Raw genomic sequence first — 21,827 nt, forward strand, 5'->3', positions numbered from 1 at the left:
TCTCGTCCGAGTAAAGATGAGAATTTTTTGGAATGAAATCGGAACGCGATTTCCAGGCGGAACCGTCTGGCCCCAAGCATGCTCGGGATTTTTAGAATTTTACCGAGCATTAAATAATCCCTTGGAATTTGGGATTATTTCTTCAGGACACGATTTATTTATTGAAAAGTGTTTTGAAGTATGGGGTATTGAAATTCCAAAAATTGTGGTCACTGACGACTTGATGCGAAGTCGTCGATGCGACAATTTTTCCCAGGCGGAAAGAGTAAAGCCTGGGGTTGGTCCATTTAAAATTTTTTGCGAAGAATATAAAAAACTTTATGCAAAAAATTTAAATAAGGACCAAGTGCTGTATATTGGGGACAGCGCAAAAATGGATGATGATTTTGCAAGAAATTGTAAAATCTCATTTATTTTGTTCAACCCCAATGAATCAGATTTTAAGGGAAAATCAATTTCTGATTGGCGAGAATTAAAGGAGGTGATTTTAAAAAAATAAAACCCGTAATCAATTTATTTGATTACGGGTTTTAAATTAATTTGTCAAATTTAAATTTTTTGCTATAATAAAAAAATGAATAAATCAAATAAATTAAACTGGTATGTTTTAACTGGCGGACCTTCTTCTGGTAAAACCACTTTAATTAAAGAATTAAAAAAATTGGGCTATATTGTTTTTCTAGAAGCAGCCCGAGTTTTTATTGACAAAGAAATAGCCAAGGGTAAAATATTAAAAGAAATCAGAAACAATGAGACTGAATTTCAAAAAAAAATTTTAAAAATAAAAATAAAAACAGAAAAAATAGCTCCAAAAAATAAAATAGTTTTTTTTGATAGAGCAATTCCCGATAGCATTGCTTATTATCAAACCTGTGGATTAAATCCAAAAGAAGTTTTAAAATTTTATAAAAAAAAATTTACAGAAAGATATTTTTTTTAGAACAACTTCCATTTGAAAATGATTATGCCCGAATTGAAGATAGCAAAACTATTAAAAAATTAAATAACCTTTTAAAAAAAAGTTATAAAGATTTAGGATATGAAATTATAAATATCCCTATAATGTCTATAGAAAAAAGAGTTCAAAAAATTTTAAGTGAGATAAAAAATTAAAATTTATGCAAACTTATACTAAAGCAGGAGTAAATAGAAAATTAAGAGAAAAAGCAAAAAAATCTCTTAATGATTTTGAAGAAACTTTTAATTTAAGCAACCATGGCAAAATAATAAAAACTCCTTTTAATGTTCTTTATCCGATTAATAAAAATCTTTATCAAGTAAAAACCTGTGATGGCGTTGGAACAAAAGTTCTTTTGGCTGAATTGGCTCAAAAACACGATACTATTGGAATTGATGCTGTGGCAATGGTAGTTAATGATTGTATTCGTTGTGGTGCAAAACCAATTGCTATCACTGATATTATTGATATTAAAAAATCAGAACCAAAATTATTAAAGGAAATTGAAAAAGGATTAATTCAAGGGATAAAAGAAGCAGATTGCCCTTTAGTAGGAGGTGAAACAGCTGATGTGCCTGAACTTTTAAACACAACTTATCATATTAATTGCGATTGCGTTGGAGAAATAAAAAAGAAAAATATAATTACTGGCGAAAAAATAAAAGAAAACGACGTGATTATTGGCTTCCCTAGTTCAGGAATTCATTCTAATGGTTTAACTTTAGTTAGAAAAGTTCTTTTTAAAAAATGGGGCGGAAAATTTAATTTTTTTGAAAAGCCAGCTGAATTAAATAAATCATTAATTTATGAATGTTTAGAGCCAACAAAAATTTATGTTAAATTATTTTTTAAAATTGCCAAAAAATTTGAAATTTTAGGCGCGGTTCATATTACTGGCGATGCTTATTTAAAATTTAAAAAGTTAAATCTTGGTTTTGAATTTTTTAATTTTAAACCTCAACCAATTTTTAATTTAATTCAAAAAACAGGAAAAATTAATAATAAGGAAATGTTTCAAACTTTTAATATGGGTTGGGGATTTGCTATTATTGTTAAAGAAAAAGATGCGAACAATATTTTACATTTATACCAAAAAGAGAAAGTGGAAGTAATTGGCAAAGTAATTAATAAAAATAAAATTATTATTAATTATCAAAAAAAGATTTTTATTATTTAAAATATATGCCTGATTTAAATTTAATTATGCCGGGCAATCCTCGTTATCAACCTAAAGAAATGGCGTCTGTTTTTGGGTATGATAATTTATATAAAAAAATTGCTGAAGTAGAATTAGCAACTTTGGATACACTTTATGATTTAGGAATTATTCCAAAAACAGATTGGAAAAAATTAAATAAAAAAACAAGACAAGAAATTCTTTCAATTAGAACAACAGCTGTGGATAAAGTTGAACAAGAAATAACGCATCATGATATCAGAGCATTTGTAAGATGCGCTCAGGAAATTTTAGATAAAAAAATCGCTCGCTGGGTGCACATTCCTTTAACAAGTTATGATGTAATTGATACTGCTAGAATTTTACAATTTAAAGAAGCTTATCAAGTAGCTCTTAAGCCTGCTTTAATCAGCATCACACAAATTTTTATTAAATTAATTAAAAATAATTCTCAACAAATTCAAATTGGAAGAACTCATGGTCAACATGCTTTACCAATCACTGTTGGTTTTTGGTTAGCAACTATTTTAAATCGCATTATTAATAATTGGGAAAAAATGGATTATTTTTATAATAATTTATCTGGAAAAATTTCTGGAGCAGTTGGCGCGCATAACGGGCAAATTGGTTTAAAATTATCAAACTTAAAAAATAATGAAACTTTTGAAGAAAAAGTACTTAAAAAATTAGATTTAAAACCAGCTCAAATTAGCACACAAATTTTACCACCCGAGCCTTTAGCATATTTTCTTTTTTCAATAATAAATATGTCAGCAACTTTTGGACAATTTGGACGAGACTCAAGACAATTAATGAGAAGTGAAATAGCTGAAATAACAGAATCATTTGAAGCAGGTCAAGTTGGATCTTCAACAATGGCTCATAAAAGAAATCCAATTAATTTTGAAAATTTGGAAGGTATGTGGCTTCGAACAAAAAATGAATTTGGAAAAGTTTTAGATACTTTAATTAGCGAACATCAAAGAGATTTAGTTGGAAGTTCTGTAGCCAGAGATTATCCAATTATTCTTATAAATCTTCAACAACAATTAAATACTTTGCTTAAAAAAAATAAAAATAACGTGGCGTTTTTAGAAAGATTGTCTATAAATAAAAAAGCTTGCGAGATTAATTTTAAAAAAAATGCTAATATAATTTTAGCTGAACCAATGTATATTGCTTTACAAATGGCAGGCTATAAAGAAGACGCTCACGAATTAGTTAATAGAAAATTAGTTCCAATTTCTCAAGAAAAAAATATTTCTCTAATTGAAGCATTGGAAAAATTAATGATAAATGATAAAATATTAAAAAATGTTGTTAAAAATATTCCTATTGAAGTTTGGGAATTATTAAAATCACCTGAAAAATATATTGGCGATGCCAAAGAAAAATCATTAGAAGTTGTAAAATATGCAAAAAGTTTTTTAGATAAAATAGAGAAATAAAAGAAATAAGAATAAAAAAATAATTTATTTTTTAATTTAAAAAAATATGACTTACGAAAAAGGGCAAAAAATTATTGAAGGTAAAACTAAAATTATTTGGGAAATTAAAAATGATTCTAAAAATGTGCTTATTGAAAACAAAAATGATATTACTGCTTTTGATGATCCATCTTTTACTAAACAATTTAAAACCAAAGCTGAAAATGCCACAACAGTAACTTGCAAAATATTTGAATTATTAAAACAAGCAGGAATTCCTGTTGCCTACAATGAACAATGTTCTGCTAATGAATTTTCCTCACCAAAATGCGTAATGATTCCTTTGGAAGTTGTTGAAAGACGATTTGCTGTTGGAAGTTATTTAAAAAGACACCCAGAATTTATTAAAAATGATAATATTTTGCCACACAGATTTCATAAATTGCTTATTGAATTTTTTCTAAAAACAACAAAAGGTGGTTTAATTAATTCTAAAGGAGAAAAAATATTAGAAGGATTAGATGCTTTAAAAGGAGAAGAAGATCCTTTTATTATTAATCCATTTGATGATGAATGGAAACTTTTTCATTCTAAAAAACCAAATTGGACAGAAGAAGCAGATTTTAAAAAAATAATTAAAGCTAGTGATGCTTTTTCTGAATATTCTCAAGAAATTATAAAAAAAAATTGATGAGCTTTCAAGAAAAACTTTTTTAGTTTTAGAAGGTGCTTGGAATACTTTAGGTTTTAGATTGATTGATATGAAAATTGAATTTGGTTTAGATGTTGATGGAAATTTATTAGTATCTGATGTGATTGATAATGATAGTTGGAGACTTAGAGATGCTGATTGGAAAGAATTAAGCAAAGAAGCTTTTAGACAAGGCGAAACATTAGATGAAGTTGAAAAAAATTATAGTTATGTCGCAACTTTAACACAAAATTTTAGAATTCCTAAACAAGTTTTAGTTTTATGGCGCGGATCAGACAGTGATACTTTTCCAGAATTATCTATTTTAAAAAATATTGCTGGTTTAAATATTGAAGAAATAACTTTATCAGGACATAAATCTACACAAATGTGTCTTAATAAATTAAATGAAATTATTGGAAAATTTCCTGATGCAGGTGTAATTTTAGCTAAAGTTGGTAGAAGTAATGGGCTTGGTCCAATTATCGCATCACGAACTTCTTGGCCAGTAATTACTATTCCTGCAACATTAGAAACATTTCAAGAAGATATTTGGAGTAGTATTAGAATGCCATCAAATGTTCCTTTAGCTACTGTTTGGCCAGAATCAAACGGAATACTATTAGCATCAGAAATCTTAGCGCAAAAAAATCCAATAATTTATCAAAAAAGACAATTAACAATTGAAGAACAAGATGAATAAAAATTTATATTTAAAAGATAAAATTTAAAATAATGAAAAATATATTTGAACAACTTATAGATTTATTAAAAAAAGACGAGCGACTTGTTTCGCAAGACGGTATTCTTTTGAAAAATCAAACACAGGAATTGGCGCGCAAGAATGATCCGACGCTCTTAAAACTTTTGCTTTCCGATAAAACGATAAAACAACACTTCTTTTTTGAAATAGAAAAAACGCTGATTTTTGATAAAGAAAAATTTATCCGTTTTGTTTCCAACAAACAATTTTTGCCGGATTCTTATACCGCTTTCAAAAACAAAATCGGTTTAACTGCTAACGATGAATATGTGAGTGAAAACAAAGAAGTGGTTTTGGCGTGGCCTTATAAAGATTGTGTTTTGGAAGGCGGAATGACTAAAGAAGACCAAAAGCGCGACGAGATTTTTTATAACGAAACACTTGCGCCGGACGACATTAATCGCTTATTGGATGCCAAAGTTTTTACCAATTTCAAACGAATAGATAAAAAAGGCGAACACAAACTGAACGGCTTCAATCGCGATGAAAAAGGCACAATTAAAGACAATTTAATTATCAAAGGCAATAACCTGCTCGCCCTTGCCTCGCTCAAAAAAGAATTCGCCGGAAAAGTGAAACTTATTTACATTGATCCGCCATACAATACCGGCAATGATGGATTTAAATACAATGATTCATTCAATCATTCCTCGTGGCTTGTTTTTATAAAGAATAGATTAGAGATAGCAAAAATATTGTTATCTAATGATGGTGTTATTTTTATACATTGCGATAATAACGAGCAGGCATACCTAAAAGTAATGATGGATGAAATTTTTGATAGGGATAATTTTATTGACATAATAACGGTTGTTAATAATCCAAGGGGACGAGATTATGGTGGCATTGCTAAAATGCACGAATTTATAAATGTATATGCAAAATCATCTGATTATAAATTATATAGATTAGAAGAGCCAAATAAAGAATTTCCTTTTGCTGATAATATTAGCGGTTTTGAAATAAGGGAATTAAGAAATAGAAATGTTAAATTTAACGATACAAATCGTCCAAACCTAGTTTATCCATTTTTTGTTAATTCTAAAAAAGAAGATAAAAATGGGTTTTTTGATATTGGTTTAGAACAAAAGACTGGGTGGGTAAAGGTTATGCCGGCTAAATCACAAGGTATTCAAACTGTTTGGCGGTGGGGCAGAGAAAAGTCAGCAAAAGAATTAAATATAAATATTTGTGGTAAACAAATGCAAAATGGTGGTTGGCAAATTGTTGAAAAATATCGCGAAAAAACAACAATGGCGAGGTCTGTTTGGTGGGATAAAAATGTAAATTCTGAAAGAGGAACGCTACATCTCAAAGAAATGTTTGGGAGTAAGTTATTTGATTATCCAAAACCAGAGGAAACACTACACAGAATTATTGAGATGGCGACAAGACAGAATGATCTTGTTTTAGATTTTTTTGCTGGCTCGGGTACGACTTTAGCGGTGGCACACAAAACCGGACGACAATATATTGGTATTGAGCAAATGGATTATATCCACGATTTGCCGGAAACGCGGCTCAAGAAAGTGATTGCCGGCGAGCAGGGTGGAATTTCCGAAGCCATCGGCTGGAAAGGCGGCGGGGATTTTGGCTATATGGAACTTGCTAAATGGAACGAAAAATGGATAGAAAAAATTGAAAAAGCAAAAACAGGCGAAGAGCTTTCCAAACTTTGGGGTGAGATGAAAGAAACCGCCTTTTTGAGCTACAAGGTAGATCCGAAAACGATTGACGCAAACGCCAAAGATTTTGCGGATTTGAGTGCCGCTGATCAAAAGAAGTTTTTAATTGAGTGCTTAGATAAAAACCAGCTCTATATCAATTTAAGCGAAATTGAGGATAAAGAGTACGAAGTGAGCAAGGAAGATAAAGCACTCAATAAAAACTTCTATAACGGCAAATAATTATGTTATACGACGAATTTAACTCATATAAAAACTTTGCCGGCGCTGATGTTTTCAAAAACAAAGCGACTGAAAAAACGGATATTTTGAAAAATCTCAATCCGGCTTTTCCAGCGCGCGAATATCAAAAAGAAGCGTTGGGGCGATTTTATTATTATTGCGAAGAATATCATCAAAAACTCAAACCAATTCACTTGATGTTTAATATGGCGACCGGCTCGGGCAAGACGCTCATAATGGCCGCTAATCTTTTGTATTTTTATCAAAAAGGTTATCGCAATTTTATTTTCTTTACTCGTCTTGGCAATATTATTCAAAAAACTAAAGCCAATTTTCTTGATCCAAATTCAAAAAAATATCTGTTTGCCGACAAAATTATGCTAGGCGGACAGGAAATAAAAATCAAAGAATATAATAATTTTGAAGGAGTAAATGATGACGATATAAACATTATTTTTTCTACAACCGCTCTTTTGCATTCTCGCTTTAATTTCGCTCGCGAAAATGTTTTAACTTATGAAGATTTTACAGATAAAAAAATTGTTTTGATTGCGGATGAAGCGCACAACCTATCTGCGGAAACAAATAATAAAATAAGTAAAACCGAAGAAGAAGACCGTCGAAACTGGGAGAATACAGTAGTGCGGATTTTGAACGCCAACAGCCAAAAAGAAAATGTCCTTTTGGAATTTACAGCAACGGCTCGTTTAGAACAGGAATATCCGGAAATTTTAGAAAAATATAAAGATAAAGCGATTTATCGTTATGATCTGAAAGAATATCGCTTGGACGGATTTTCAAAAGATGTACGAACTTTGCAAATCAACGCGCCAACTATTGAACGCGCTCTCTCGGCAGTGATAATTTCTCAATATCGCCGAAAAGTAGCAGAAAAGTATAAAATCGCTTTGAAACCAGTGGTAATGTTTAAAGCAAATAGAGTCAGTATTCCAAAAGAAGGAATATCAAAAGAACACAATCCACAGATTGTCGTTTCAAACATTTTTAAAGAATCTTTTCATAAACTTATTTCTAAACTCGGCGAAAAACACCTAACACAACAAACAGCAATTAAAGATGCGACATTACAAAAAGCATTTCAATTTTTCAATGAGCAAAAAATTTCTTTGGCAGATTTAGTGGCAGAAATTAAAAGCGATTTTGCGCCGGAAAAATGTTTGACAGTTGATGAATATAAAGATTTAGAGCAAAAACAAATTTTACTTAATTCGTTGGAAGATCAAAACAATGAAATCCGCGCTATTTTCGCAACAGAAAAATTGAATGAGGGCTGGGATGTTTTAAATCTTTTTGATATTGTCAGGCTCTATAATAGCCGTGACGTCAAAAACAATAAACCGGGTAAAACAACTGTGCAAGAGGCGCAACTTATCGGGCGAGGTGCAAGATATTATCCATTCACACTCGGCGACTTTACAGACGCATACAGGCGAAAATTTGATACCGACACACAAAACGAACTTCGGATTTTGGAACAGCTTTATTATCACAGCGTAACGAATCCCCGTTATATTCAAGAATTGGAAAGTGTTCTGGTTCGTGAAGGTATTATGCCGTCACGCACAGTGCAAAAAGAGATTAAGATCAAAAGTGATTTTAAAAACAGCGATTTTTGGAATAAAGGTTTTATTTTCTTAAATGCTCGCAAAGAAAATTTAGGCAAGAATGTTTTCGCACTCTCGGACGCTAAAGCAGAATTTGACCACAACGCTGAAATAAACATCTTTCAACTATCAACGCGAGAAGCGATAGAAAAAGATTTATTTGTTGCGGGTGCTGGCGCCGGAGTAAATGCAAAAATAGAAATTCTGGATTATAAAATCGCTGATTTGGGAACACATATTGTCCGCACCGCTTTGGCGAAAATACCAGCCGGACGATTTGATAAATTAAAAAAAATATTTGGCAATATAGAATCCATAAAAGATTTTATTTTAAATGAAAAATATCTTGGAGGAATAAAAATTAAAGTGAGAGGTAAGAGCGAGCAAGTAGAAGATCTTTTGCAGATTGAAAAATTAAGTATTGCCGGATTTGTGATAGATAAAGTGTTAGAAATCGCCGGCAAAGAAAAAAAGGAATACTACGGAACAAAGGAATTTAAAGCTCATTTGATCCAAAAAATATTTGAAAATGACAAGGTATTGCAATTGGATAGCGAAAGTTCACGAGCGCAAAATATGCGAGATTTTGATTTTTCTTCTCGGGATTGGTTTGCTCAAAACGAAATCTGGGGAACAAGCGAGGAAGAATCATTTTTGCGTTTTATTGATGAGTCAATAACAAAGTTAAAGAAAAAATATCAAGACATTGCATTACTTCGCAATGAACAATTTTTCAAAATTTATAATTTTGATAATGGAGAGCCATTTTATCCAGATTTCGTTTTGTTTTTAACTGAAAAGGAAACAAAACAAGAAATTATATATCAAATTTTTGTTGAGCCAAAAGGAGATCATCTTGTATTATATGACGAATGGAAACAGGAATTTTTACTTAAGATAGAAAAAAATTACACTATTGATTTAAAACTAGAAAATAAAAATTTTCGCTTGATCGGATTGCCATTTTTTAATGAGGGTCAAGTAAATAGTGCTTTGCGTGAAAAATTTGAAGAAGTTTTTAAAAAACAATTTTTAGATATAAGCTAATTTTTTGTGTAATACATTATCGCTATACTATAAACCTAAAAAATAATATTTTATTTTACTAATTTTATATTTTCATTATAGATTTGTTGCCGAATGCCATATTTATTCAATATTTTATAAAACTATGTATCAATTTTACAGTTTAGTTGATGATAAACAAGAAAATTGTTATTACATTGACACAAATTCATCTTTGAATAAAAAAGAAATTAAAATTTTGACCAAAATTTTGGCTAATGGTTTTATTGAAAAAAATATTAGTTTAGTTTCAAAATTAAATGATGAAAAAGTAATTGAAATTGGACCTAGACTTAATTTTGCTACTGCTTTTTCTAGTAATGCTGTATCAGTTTGTCATAATTGCGGATTAAAAATAATTATACGAATTGAAAAAGCAAAAAGATATGATTTAAATAAAAATGATGATAGAAATAATTTCATTAAAACAAATCATGATAAAATGACTGAAATTGTTTATGAAAAAAAGTTAGAAAATTTTAAAACAAATTTAATTCCAAAACCAGTCTATGAAGTAAAAATTTTAGAACAAGGAATTGATGCTTTGAAAAAAATAAATAAAGAAATGGGCTTGGGAATGGATGATTGGGACGAACAATTTTATTTCAATCTTTTTATTAATGACATAAAAAGAAATCCTACCAATGTTGAATGTTTTCAATTAGGTCAAGCTAATAGTGAACATTCTAGACATTGGTTTTTTAAAGGCAGAATGATAATAGATGGAAAAGAAAAAGAAGAAACTTTGTTAGAAATAGTTCAATCAACTTTAAAAGCTAATATTGCAAATAGTTTAATTGCTTTTACTGATAATTCAAGCGCTATAAAAGGTTATGCTATTGAAACAATTATTCCAAAAACACCTGGAAAAGTTTCGTATTTTATAAAAACAAAGAAAAAATATAATTTTATTTTTACAGCTGAAACACATAATTTTCCAACAGGAATTGCTCCTTTTTCTGGTGCTGAAACAGGATCAGGAGGACGAATTAGAGATGTTCAAGCAACAGGAAAAGGATCTTTAGTTGTGGCAGGAACTGCTGGTTATGCAATTGGTAATCTTAATATTCCTAAATATAATTTAGTTAATGAAAATAAAAATTTTAAATATCCAGATAATTTAGCAAGTGCTTTAAAAATTCAAATAGATGCTTCAAATGGAGTTTCTGATTATGGAAATAAATTTGGTGAACCATTAATTCAAGGATTTAATCGTTCTTTTGGTCAAATACTTCCTGATAAAACACGACAAGAATGGATAAAACCAATATTATTTTCTGGCGGTGTTGGACAAATTGATAATATTCATATTAAAAAATATAAAGTAGAAATTAAAATGTGTATAATTCAAATCGGCGGTCCAGCTTATCGTATTGGAATGGGTGGTGGAGCAGCTTCAAGTATGATTCAAGGTGAAAATAAAACAGAATTAGATTTTAATGCTGTTCAACGTGGTGATGCTGAAATTGAACAAAAAATAAATCGAGTTATTCGCGCTTGTGTAGAAATGGGAAATAATAATCCAATTATTAGTATTCATGATCAAGGAGCTGGAGGACCTTGTAATGTTTTAACAGAATTAGTAGAACCAATCGGTGGCAAAATAGAAATTAGAAAAATTAATTTAGGTGATAAAACAATGTCAGTTTTAGAAATTTGGGGATGTGAATATCAAGAAAGACAAGCTTTATTAATTAAACCAAATAAATTAAAATTATTTTTAAATATTTGTAAAAGAGAACATAGTGATTGTGAAATATTAGGAACAATTACTGGCGATGGAAAAATTATTGTTTATGATAATGAAAATAAATCAACACCAGTTAATTTAGAACTTTCTAAAATTCTTGGCAAAATGCCTAAAAAAATATTTAAAGACACAAGTTTAAAAATGAAATTAACTCCATTAATATTTCCAAATAATTTATCTTTTGAAAAAGCTTTAGAAAATGTTTTACATTTGCCATCAGTTTGTTCAAAAAGATTTTTAACAACAAAAGTAGATCGCAGTGTAACAGGTTTAATTGCTCGTCAACAATGTGTTGGTCCTTTGCAACTTCCATTATCTGATGTTGCAGTAATCGCACAAAGTCATTTTAATAAAACTGGCGCAGCTATTTCAATTGGGGAACAACCAATAAAAATTTTAGTTAACCCAGAAGCAGGCGCGCGGATGTCAGTTGGCGAAGCATTAACAAATATTGTTTGGGCAAAAATAAGTAAATTAGAAAATATTAAATGTTCTGGAAATTGGATGTGGCCAGCAAAATTACCAGGTGAAGCTTCAAGAATTTATCAATCAGCTTCAGCAATGCGTGATTTAATGATTAAATTAGGAATTGCAATTGATGGAGGAAAAGATAGTTTATCAATGGCAACAAAAATGAAAAATGAAATTATTAAATCACCAGAAGAATTAGTTATTTCAGCATATTCTTCAATGCCAGATATTAATAAAGTAATTACGCCAGATATTAAATATGCTGGAGAAAGTGAGCTTTGGATTATTGATTTAGGAAAATCAAAATGTCGTTTAGGAGGATCAGCTTTAGCTCAAACTGTTAAACAAATTGGAAATCAATCGCCAGATGTTGATGATGCAGAAATATTAAAACAATCTTTTTTAGCAATACAAGAATTAATTGAAAAAGATTTAATTATTTCAGGACACGATCGTTCAGACGGCGGTTTAATAACAACATTACTTGAAATGGCTTTTGCTGGAAATTGTGGTTTAAAAATTAAAACAGAAAATAATGCTGATAAATTTGCTTATTATTTTAATGAAGAATTAGGTTATATAATTGAAGTAAAAAATAATCTAAAAAAAGAATTTTTAAAAATTATAAATAAATATAACTTAAATAATTTAACAGAATCTATTGCAAAAACTATTATTGAAAAAGAAATTATTATTAACCATAATAATGAATTAATTTTAAAAAATTCAATGCAAAAATTAAGAGATATTTGGGAAGAAACAAGTCATCAAATTAATTTACTTCAAACTGATCCAAAATGCGCTCAAGAAGAAAAAAATAATATTTTTAATCAACAAGTATTAGAATATAAAATTTCTTTTAAACCACAATTAACAACACAAAAAATATTAAACAGTATTAATAAACCTAAAATTGCAATTATTCGCGAAGAAGGAAGCAATGGAGATCGTGAAATGGCTAGTGCATTTTATTCTGCTGGTTTTGAAGTTTGGGATGTTACAATGTCTGATTTGCACACAGAAAAAATTAAATTAGATAAATTTAGAGGAATTGCTTTTGTTGGTGGATTTTCTTACGCAGATGTTTTTGCTTCAGCAAAAGGCTGGGCAAGTAATATAAAATTTAATCCAAAAATAAGTGAAATGTTTTCTAATTTTTATAATCGTCCAGATACTTTTTCTTTAGGAGTTTGTAATGGTTGTCAATTAATGACTTCAATTGGCTGGGTTCCATTTAAAAATATTAAAGTTGAAAATCAGCCAATGCTTATTAAAAATAAATCAAAACGATTTGAATCACGTTGGAGTAATATAAAAATAAAAAAAAGTCCTTCAATAATGTTGAAAGGAATGGAAAATTCAATTCTCGGTGTTTGGGTCGCACATGGCGAAGGATGTTTTAATTTTCCAGATAAATTAATTTATCAAGAAATTATAAATAAAAATTTAGCGCCAATATTTTTTGTTGACGATAAAGGCGAAGCAACAGAAAAATATCCATTCAATCCAAACGGTTCTATCAATGGCATTACTTCTCTTTGTTCTGAAAATGGTCGTCATTTAGCAATGATGCCTCATCCAGAAAGAGCATTTTTAAAATCACAATGGCCATGGATGTCAGAGAAAATGAAAAAAGAATTAAAAGCTTCGCCTTGGTTAAAAATGTTTCAAAATGCATATGAGTGGTGTAAAAAATAATTAATTAAGTAAAAATATGCCAAATTTTTCTTTTCTTATTTTTCTTATTTTTTTCTTTCCTTCCACTGTGTTAACACAATGAAATTTAATAAACATTTTTCTCCTAATTTTTATTTTTACCATTAATTACAATCAAGGCATGGAAATCTTGATATAAACAAAAATCTTTTTTTAAATTTTCCTCAAATAATTTTTGTAAAAATTGATAATCTATTTTATCTGACAAATTACGTTTTTTAACCAATCTTTTTGTATACTCATCAATAACAAAAATTGGTTTATCTAAAGCATAAAGCAAAATACTATCTGCTGTCTCTGGCCCTATGCCTTTTACTTTTAATAATTTTTCTCTTAATTCTTTTAAGTCATATTTTTCTAATTTTTCCAAATTTCCATAATTCTCAATTATAAATTTAGATAAATTAAAAAGATATTGCGCTTTTATTTCATAAAATCCAACTGATTTAATTAAATACGCTATTTTTTTTGAGCCTAAACAATAAATATCTTTTAAAGAAATAATTTTTTTATTCTTTAAATTTTCTAAAGCTAATTCTACATTTTTCCAACTTGTTCTTTGAGTTAAAATTGCGCTTATCATTACTTTTTCTTTCTCTTGTTCAGTTTTTGGTCTTTTTAACCAAAGATTCCATTGCTCATTGGGTGCTTTATATTTTTTTCTTAATTCTTGATATAATTTTTCAAAAATATTCATTTCTTTTATTTAAAAAAATTTTATTTTTCTGGAGCCGTCCATCGGATTCGAACCGATGACCTACAGTTTACAAAACTGTTGCTCTACCAGCTGAGCTAGGACGGCACAAAAATAAAATTTCTAATTTCTAATTTCTAATTTCTAATTTCTAATTCCTACTCCTTACCATGGAGTTGCTCTACCACTGAGCTACGTCGGCAAAAAAGTTTAAAGTTCAAAGTATAAAGTTAAAAATTCAAAATTAATTTATAACTCAAAATTCAAAACTTGTGTAAAGCTTGCTACGCTGTGGCGAAGTAAAGCCGAACCATTTAAAATTTCTTTTACATTTTTTTAATTCTTTCTTCAAATTCTTTTATTTTTTGATTTTCTGGATTAACTTCTTTTAATTTTTTTAAAACTTTTTCTGCTAAGAATTGATTTTTTATAATTATATATTCTTCAATTAATAAATCAAGGTTTCTAGGATTATTAGGTGTTAAAAGTAATGCTTTCTTAAAATTATTTATTGCACTTTCATGTTCTCCTAATGTTTTATGAATAATCCCTAATTGAGCAGAAACCGTTTCATTGTTAATGTCTAATTTTTGGATAAAATACAAAATTTCTTTTGTATGATCATAATCATTTTGCTGAAAATAAATTTCAGCTAATTGCTTATATGCTTCAATATTTTTAGAATCAAAACTAATGATTTCAATAAAAAAACTTTCTGCTTTTTTAAACTCTTTCTTTTCTATTAATTCCTTTCCTTGAATAAATAAATTTTTAATTTTATCTTGAACTAATTCTGGTTCTTTTTTTATTAAATGTTTATATTTTAAAATATATTTTTGTTCTAAAATTAAAAATTTCTCTCTAAGTTTAGAAAAAAACTTTTTTATTTTTTCATTAAATGGTTTTAAAAAACGTAAAAAATGTAAAATTTTTTTATATTTTTCTTCTAATTTTCTTTCTAATCTATTTTTAATAATTTCTTTTTTTGTTTCTACTTGCTGTTCTTTAGGTAAATTTTCTATTTCAATTAAAGAAAGTCTGGGAAATTTTGGAATTATAATTTTTAAAATAATCCCAAAACTAATTAAAATTATAAAAATAAAAAGAATATTTATAAACATAAAATTAAAATAAAATTTATAGAAAATTATCCATTAATTTATTCGATCATCTTTACAACTTCATCTATTTTTAAACTCGCTCCACCAACTAATACCCCATCTATTGTTGACTGATCTATAAATGATTTAATATTAGTAGAATCGACGCTACCACCATAAATGATTTGAAAATTATTTTGTACTAAATTTAAAGAATATAAATTAATAATAGCATACTTAATTTTTTTAATAGAATCTTCCGCTTCTTGTGAATTAATTGAATGTCCAGTCCCAATAGCCCAAATGGGCTCATAAGCAATAATAATTTTTTGATTTTTTTTAACACTTACACCTTCTAATGCTTTGTTTATTTGATTAAAAATAATAAAATCTCTTTTATTATTTTGTTTTTGTTTTAAGCTTTCACCTATACAAATAATTGGAATTAAGTTTTTTTTCAAAGTGGCTTTTACTTTTTTATTTACCATTTCGTCTGTTTCTTTTAAATATTGACGACGCTCAGAATGTCCAATAATTACATACTGACATCCTATTTCTTTCAACATAGTTACTGAAATTTCACCTGTAAAAGCTCCTTTTTCTTCCCAAAAAACATCTTGCGCCCCTAGTTTGGCTTGTGGTTTGTAACTTGTAACTTGTAGGAGTTTTGATAATGGTTCTAAATAAATAAATGGTGGACAAATTATTATTTCAGTATTTTTACTTTTTATTTTTTTTTCCATTAAATTAAAAAGCTGTTTAGCTTCTTGTAGAGTTACGGGATTCATTTTCCAATTGGCAATAAAAATAGACATAAAATAAACAAAATACAAAACTAGCTCTAAAAATTAATTTTAGACACTATTGTTTTTCTAATAAATTTATTGCTTAATTTCACGCGGTTTATAGATTAAGGATATAATTATCCCAACAATTACACGTTCAATTAATAAATTAACAATCCAATACATTATAACAATTTCCGCAATATTTATAAACATATAGGTAGTAAATAATCCTGGCAATATTCCCACCAACCAGATTAAAAATCCATACCAAATCCCCTTCTCTATTTTTTCTCCAGGAATACCATGATAAAGTAAGGCAAAACCCCAAGTAAATAAAAAATTCAAAATAAAAATTCCTACATAATATATACTCATAAATATTGGATCTTGAAAATTAACATTTCTCCAAGTTTGTGTTGGCTCTAATAAATATACCCAATTAAATAACCATCCGCAAGTTAACATTCCCCAAGCACTACTAACAATGGCGACTACTAATCCAGCCAATAAAACTTTTCTCAAACTAATTTTTTTATCTTTTTCTATTAAGCTCCATTTTTTTAGTTTTGGCTCTTCAATCATTGCTATTTCTTTTGGTTGCTCAAGTATTGCTATTTTTTCTGGCTCTTCAATTATTGGAATCTCTGATTGAATTCCATTAATTTTTGTTTCTTCTGTCATAATTTATCCTTTCATTAAAACAGCGTTTAATATTGCTGTTTTATTATAAATTAAAAATAATTTAAAAACATTTTTTCTTTAACTTTCTTTAATGTTTCCATTGTCACTGCTCTTGCTTTTTTTGCGCCATTAAAAAGTATTTCTTCAACAAGTTTTGGATTTCGTTCATACTCTACTCTTCGTTCTTGAATTGGTTTTAGTTTTTTAATAATCGCCATTGCTAACAAAGGTTTTAATTCAGAATATTGAATTGAATCATTTTTAAATTGCTCATTAAATTTTTTAATCGCGTCTTGATCATCTGAAAATTGTTCTAATAAATTAATTAAATTTTTTCCGCCTATTTTATTAGTCAAAGCGCTTTTAATTTTAGATTTAATTTCGCCTTCTGAATCAGTAAGCATAATTACATTTCCAAGGCTTTTACTCATTTTTCGACCATCCATCCCCAAAACGCGTGGGAAATTACTTAATTTTGCTTTTGGTTCCTTGAGTGTTTCTCCATAAATACGATTAAACTTTCTAACAATTTCTCGCGCTTGTTCTATTACTGGAAGTTGATCTTCGCCAACCGGAACTAAATCAGCTTGAAACGCAGTGATATCAGCCGCTTGACTAATTGGATATCCTAAAAATCCAAAAGTCACATCATCTTTGAATAAATCTTTTCGTTGTTGAATTTCTTCCTTAACGGTTGGATTGCGTTTAAGACGATTGACTGTCACAAGATTTGAATAAAAAATAGTTAATTCCGCAATTTCGGGAATCAATGATTGAATAAAAATAGTTGATTTTTTTGGATCAATGCCAACAGCAAGATTATCCATCGCAACTTCATAAACATTTTGTCTTACTTTTTGAGGATTATTAAAATTGTCAGTTAACGCTTGAACGTCCGCAATCATAATATATGTGTCATATTTATCTTGCAAAGCAACTCGATTTTTTAATGATCCGCAAAAATGACCAATATGAAGTTGCCCTGTTGGTCTATCGCCAGTAAGAATTATTTTTTTCATAATAGATTTAAATTAAATTTTTTTTATTTAAAAAATCTCTTATATTAATATGTTTTATACCTTTATAATCACTTTTATCTATCATCTCATCAGATGAAATAACAATTTTTGGATAATTATCTTGAATCGCTAATAAATTACCGAACTCTCTCTTTTTATTTTCATCTGTAATTAAATAAGCCACTTGAATATAAATTTTTTTATTTTGTTTTTCACAAACAAAATCCACTTCCTTGTTTTTTAATTGCCCAATAGTCACTTTATAACCCAATATCTGTAAATGCAAAAATACCAAATTTTCCATAATTTTATTTATATCTATTTGTTTATAACCAGTAATAGAATGCCTTAATCCCAAATCTTCAAAATAATATTTATCATTGATTTCAAAAATTTTTTTACCTTGAATATCTGTTCTTAAAACCTTAAACACAAAAAAGGCATTAATTAAAAATAATAAATAATCCAAAACAATATTGGGCGAAATATTAATTTTTTGTGATTTTAAAAAATCGCTAATTTTTTTAGATGAAACCAAACTGCCAACATTATCTGCGAGATAACTAATTAAACTTTCTAAAAAATAAATATTACGAATTTTATATCTTTCAACAACATCTTTTAAGAGAATAGTATTATAAATACTTTTTAAATAATCAAAAACAATCTCATCGTTTAATTTTAAATTTATTAAATATGGCAAACCTCCATACTTAATAAATTTTAAAAAAGAATCTTGATTTTCTTCTAATTTATGAAATGTTAAAAATTCAAAATAAGATAATCCAAAAACCTTAATTTCTATATAACGACCACTTAAAAAAGTAGCTAATTCGCCAGACAATAATCTTGCGTTACTACCAGTGCAATATATATCATATCCTTTTTTAGCCTTTAAACTTCTTAATGCTTTTTCAAATTTTTCAATGTCCTGAATTTCATCAATAAAAACATAATTTTTTTTTGTTTTAGTTTTTTCTTTAATGTAATTTAAAAGATCTTGATAATTTTTTATATTATCAAACTCATTTAATTCTTTATTAATATAAATAATATTTGCTTTTTTATGTTTTTGCTTAATTAAATCCATTATTTGAAAAAGTAAATAACTCTTACCAACTCTACGTTGACCAATAATAACCTTAATAATATCCTTATCAATAAATGGTTCAACTCTATCAAGATAAATTGGACGTTTAATATATGTTTTAATCATACTTAAAATTTTTTAAATTATTTCATAAGTTTTAAGTATACATAAAACTTTTTTATTGTCAAATTCCTTTGTTGAAGTTGTTGAAGACTGTCTTCAATAAATCTTTTATTTTAATTAACTCAAATTTTTCTTGTCCTCGTCTTTTTAATTCCACACAGTTTTCTTTTAAAGTTTTTTCACTAATCACAATACGCAAAGGAATTCCAATTAAATCTGCATCAGCAAATTTTTCACCAGCACGCATATTTTCCCGATCATCATAAAGAACCTCAATCCCCTTTTTAATCATCGCATCATATAATTTATCAGCTTCTTTTTCCGCGCCAACTAAAGCAATTAAATAAACTTGAAATGGTGCAACTGCTTCTGGCCAAATTATTCCTTTTTCATCGTGAAATTTTTCCACAATTGTCGCCATTGTTCGTCCAATGCCAATGCCATAACAACCCATATAAAATGGTTTTTCTTTACCATCAACATCCATATAAACCGCGCCTTTCATTAAATTTGTATAATGATAACCCAATTGAAAAATATTTCCTACTTCAATCCCACGTTTTTCAATTAATTTTCCATTTTCATTTAAACTTTCATATCCATTTTTAACCAAAGCAATATCGCCTTCAATGTCTGGCTGATAATCGCGATCAATATTAATATTCATTAAATCTTTATTTTTTTTATTGCTTCCGCCATAAGCATTAGTAATTGTTCGCAAAGAATTATCAGCAATAATAATTAATTTTACATTTTTTTCTAATAAATCTTTTATTTTAACCGGCGAAATAAAACCAGGTTCTGAATATAATTTTTCTCTAATTTCCTCGTCTGTAGCATGACGCAAAGTTACAATTTTTAAAATTTTTTTTAATTTAATTTCATTCACATCAAAATCACCTCTAATAATAGCTAAAATAAATTGGCCATTTTCATCCACAAAAACCACATCTTTGATTTGTTGCCAAAGCGGTAAATTATGGAATTTAACACCATGTTCCATTGTTAAACCTCGTTCAGCTCTAACTTCTATGAGCGCTAATAATTTTTCATTGCTATTCTTATCTTCTTTTTTAAAAAGAGCAGTGTCTTCTTGGCTAACATAATTTTTATTTTCAGAAATAAAATATTTATCCTCGCCAATTTCTGATTCAACAACAAATTCATGACAATATTCTCCACCAATATAACCATTATCAGATTCTACAATTTCAGTTTTTAATCCCAAATGTTCAAAAATTCTAAAATAAACTTTTTTCATTTTTTCATATTCAATCTTAAAATCCTCTTCATCGCGATGAAAAGAATATCCATCTTTCATTATAAATTCACGAACGCGTAATAATCCTCCACGAGCTCGCAATTCATCACGAAATTTTGGAGAAAATTGGTAAAGACGAATTGGCAAATCACGATAACTTAATTTAAATTGACGAATTAAGTCCACAAACATTTCCTCTGCTGTTCCGCCTAACGCAAATTCTGCGCCTCGACGATCTTTTACTTTCATTAATTCAAAACCAGCTGAGCTTGTTCGATTAGTTTCTTCCCATAATTCTAATGGATGTAAAATAGGTGTGATCATTTCTTGATAATCAGTATTATCCATTTCTTCTTTAATAATTTGCATTATTTTTTGTTGAACTAAATGTCCAATTGGTAAAAAATAATAACGACCAGCAACGGATTCAGAAATAAACCCGCCTTGTTTGAGTAATTTTGATGAGATAATTTTATCATCATTAGATACGGTTTTTGAAGTTTTTAAAAAATAACGAGAAAATCTCATAAAATTTTGATTTTAAATAAACTATTTTATTTTATTACTCATTCTAATCCTTTCCCAAACAACCAATGTCGGACAAGCGACAAAAATAGAAGAATAAGTCCCTGCAGTAATTCCAATAATCAAAGCCAAAATAAAATCTCTAACTGAAGCGCCACCAAAAAAGAAAACAGCAAATAATGATAATAAAACAGTTAAAGAAGTATTTATAGAGCGAACAATGGTTTCATTTATGCTAATATTTACTGTGTCTTCAAAATCCTTGCCTTTTGATTTTAAAAGATTTTCTCTTAAACGATCAAAAATAATAATTGTATCATGGTTTGAATATCCTAAAATAGTTAATAGCGCAATAATAAAAGTAGCTCCTATTTCAATCCCTAAAAAATGTCCCATTAATGAAAAAGCACCCAAAGTAATAATAATATCATGAACCAAAACAATAATGGCAATTAAACCATATTTCCACGAACTAATTGGTTTGGAAATTTTTCTAAACGCCCAAGCAATATAAATAATAATAATAATAAGCGCTATTATTGTGGCATGTATCGCTTTTTCTTTTGTTTCTTTACCAATTGTCGGTCCAATTGATTCAAATTTTTTTTCTTCAATTTTATTTTCTGGCGAAATTTCTTGCAACTTTGTAATTATTTGTTGATGCATTTCCTCCTCAATGCTTTTTGTTTTAATAATTACACCTTTTGTGTTTGTTAGTTGAACACTTGCCTCTCCAAGATTTAAAGTATTAATTTTTTCTTTAATTTGTTCTACGGTCGGTCTACTATTTTTAAATTCTATTTCCATTAAAGTTCCACCAGTAAAATCAATATTAGGCTTTAATTGCCAAAAAATTAAACTAGCAATACTAATAATTACCAACGCGCTTGAAATGAAAAAATAAATTTTTTGATGTTTTATTATATTCATAAAAATAAATTTTTAGTTTATAGCTATTACACGGGTTCAACCTGTGTATTTTTTTAAAAAAAACGT

Annotated in this window: 17 protein-coding genes and 1 tRNA gene; 9 read left to right on the forward strand and 9 right to left on the reverse strand. The window is 28.3% G+C overall.

Annotated elements, in window-relative coordinates:
* The first annotated feature begins 16 nt into the window (after positions 1-16).
* The 9 genes from CVV26_00855 (at position 17) to purL (ending at position 13,532) form a co-directional block, all read left to right on the forward strand.
* A complete protein-coding gene (locus tag CVV26_00855; protein PKL72546.1) occupies positions 17-499 on the forward strand; it encodes a hypothetical protein in 483 nt (160 codons plus the stop codon).
* 75 nt (positions 500-574) lie between these two features.
* On the forward strand, positions 575-940 hold the full coding sequence (locus CVV26_00860; protein PKL72547.1) for a hypothetical protein: 366 nt from the start codon (positions 575-577) through the stop codon (positions 938-940).
* 178 nt (positions 941-1,118) lie between these two features.
* Positions 1,119-2,135 (forward strand): phosphoribosylformylglycinamidine cyclo-ligase, encoded by a 1,017-nt coding sequence (gene purM / locus CVV26_00865; protein PKL72548.1) that lies wholly within the window; start codon positions 1,119-1,121, stop codon positions 2,133-2,135.
* A gap of 5 nt (positions 2,136-2,140) precedes the next feature.
* A complete protein-coding gene (locus CVV26_00870) occupies positions 2,141-3,583 on the forward strand; it encodes a hypothetical protein (GenBank protein PKL72549.1) in 1,443 nt (480 codons plus the stop codon).
* A gap of 46 nt (positions 3,584-3,629) precedes the next feature.
* Positions 3,630-4,253 (forward strand): hypothetical protein, encoded by a 624-nt coding sequence (locus tag CVV26_00875; protein PKL72550.1) that lies wholly within the window; start codon positions 3,630-3,632, stop codon positions 4,251-4,253.
* A gap of 61 nt (positions 4,254-4,314) precedes the next feature.
* Positions 4,315-4,956: a hypothetical protein gene (locus CVV26_00880; protein ID PKL72551.1), complete on the forward strand. Its 642-nt coding sequence runs from the start codon at positions 4,315-4,317 to the stop codon at positions 4,954-4,956.
* A gap of 32 nt (positions 4,957-4,988) precedes the next feature.
* A complete protein-coding gene (locus tag CVV26_00885) occupies positions 4,989-6,923 on the forward strand; it encodes a restriction endonuclease subunit M (GenBank protein PKL72552.1) in 1,935 nt (644 codons plus the stop codon).
* Between the two features lie 2 nt (positions 6,924-6,925).
* Positions 6,926-9,595: a type III deoxyribonuclease gene (locus CVV26_00890; protein PKL72553.1), complete on the forward strand. Its 2,670-nt coding sequence runs from the start codon at positions 6,926-6,928 to the stop codon at positions 9,593-9,595.
* Between the two features lie 124 nt (positions 9,596-9,719).
* The gene (purL, locus tag CVV26_00895; protein PKL72554.1) at positions 9,720-13,532 is read left to right on the forward strand and encodes a phosphoribosylformylglycinamidine synthase; all 3,813 of its coding nucleotides are present in this window, start codon (positions 9,720-9,722) and stop codon (positions 13,530-13,532) included.
* Positions 13,533-13,635: 103 nt separating this feature from the next.
* On the opposite strand, the gene CVV26_00900 is transcribed toward purL, so the two are convergent.
* The 9 genes from CVV26_00900 to secF all read right to left on the reverse strand — a co-directional run bounded on the left by CVV26_00900 (position 13,636) and on the right by secF (position 21,761).
* Complete coding sequence (locus CVV26_00900) at positions 13,636-14,247, reverse strand: endonuclease (protein PKL72555.1); 612 nt, start codon at positions 14,245-14,247, stop codon at positions 13,636-13,638.
* Between the two features lie 29 nt (positions 14,248-14,276).
* Positions 14,277-14,352: transfer RNA gene (locus CVV26_00905), tRNA-Thr, on the reverse strand.
* A gap of 218 nt (positions 14,353-14,570) precedes the next feature.
* Positions 14,571-15,365, reverse strand: coding sequence for a hypothetical protein (locus CVV26_00910; GenBank protein PKL72556.1), 795 nt, complete (start codon positions 15,363-15,365; stop codon positions 14,571-14,573).
* 38 nt (positions 15,366-15,403) lie between these two features.
* The gene (locus CVV26_00915) at positions 15,404-16,159 is read right to left on the reverse strand and encodes a triose-phosphate isomerase (protein ID PKL72557.1); all 756 of its coding nucleotides are present in this window, start codon (positions 16,157-16,159) and stop codon (positions 15,404-15,406) included.
* 66 nt (positions 16,160-16,225) lie between these two features.
* On the reverse strand, positions 16,226-16,813 hold the full coding sequence (locus tag CVV26_00920) for a hypothetical protein (GenBank protein PKL72558.1): 588 nt from the start codon (positions 16,811-16,813) through the stop codon (positions 16,226-16,228).
* Positions 16,814-16,863: 50 nt separating this feature from the next.
* On the reverse strand, positions 16,864-17,832 hold the full coding sequence (trpS, locus tag CVV26_00925; protein PKL72559.1) for a tryptophan--tRNA ligase: 969 nt from the start codon (positions 17,830-17,832) through the stop codon (positions 16,864-16,866).
* 7 nt (positions 17,833-17,839) lie between these two features.
* Complete coding sequence (locus tag CVV26_00930; protein PKL72560.1) at positions 17,840-19,057, reverse strand: ATPase; 1,218 nt, start codon at positions 19,055-19,057, stop codon at positions 17,840-17,842.
* Positions 19,058-19,106: 49 nt separating this feature from the next.
* Positions 19,107-20,834, reverse strand: coding sequence for a proline--tRNA ligase (locus tag CVV26_00935; protein ID PKL72561.1), 1,728 nt, complete (start codon positions 20,832-20,834; stop codon positions 19,107-19,109).
* Between the two features lie 21 nt (positions 20,835-20,855).
* Positions 20,856-21,761 carry a protein translocase subunit SecF gene (gene secF, locus CVV26_00940; protein PKL72562.1) on the reverse strand — a complete coding sequence of 302 codons (906 nt, stop codon included), beginning with the start codon at positions 21,759-21,761 and terminating at the stop codon, positions 20,856-20,858.
* Between the last annotated feature and the right edge of the window lie 66 nt (positions 21,762-21,827).

The organism is Candidatus Kuenenbacteria bacterium HGW-Kuenenbacteria-1, from assembly GCA_002839745.1.
Taxonomy (GTDB): domain Bacteria; phylum Patescibacteriota; class Patescibacteriia; order UBA2591; family PGYQ01; genus PGYQ01.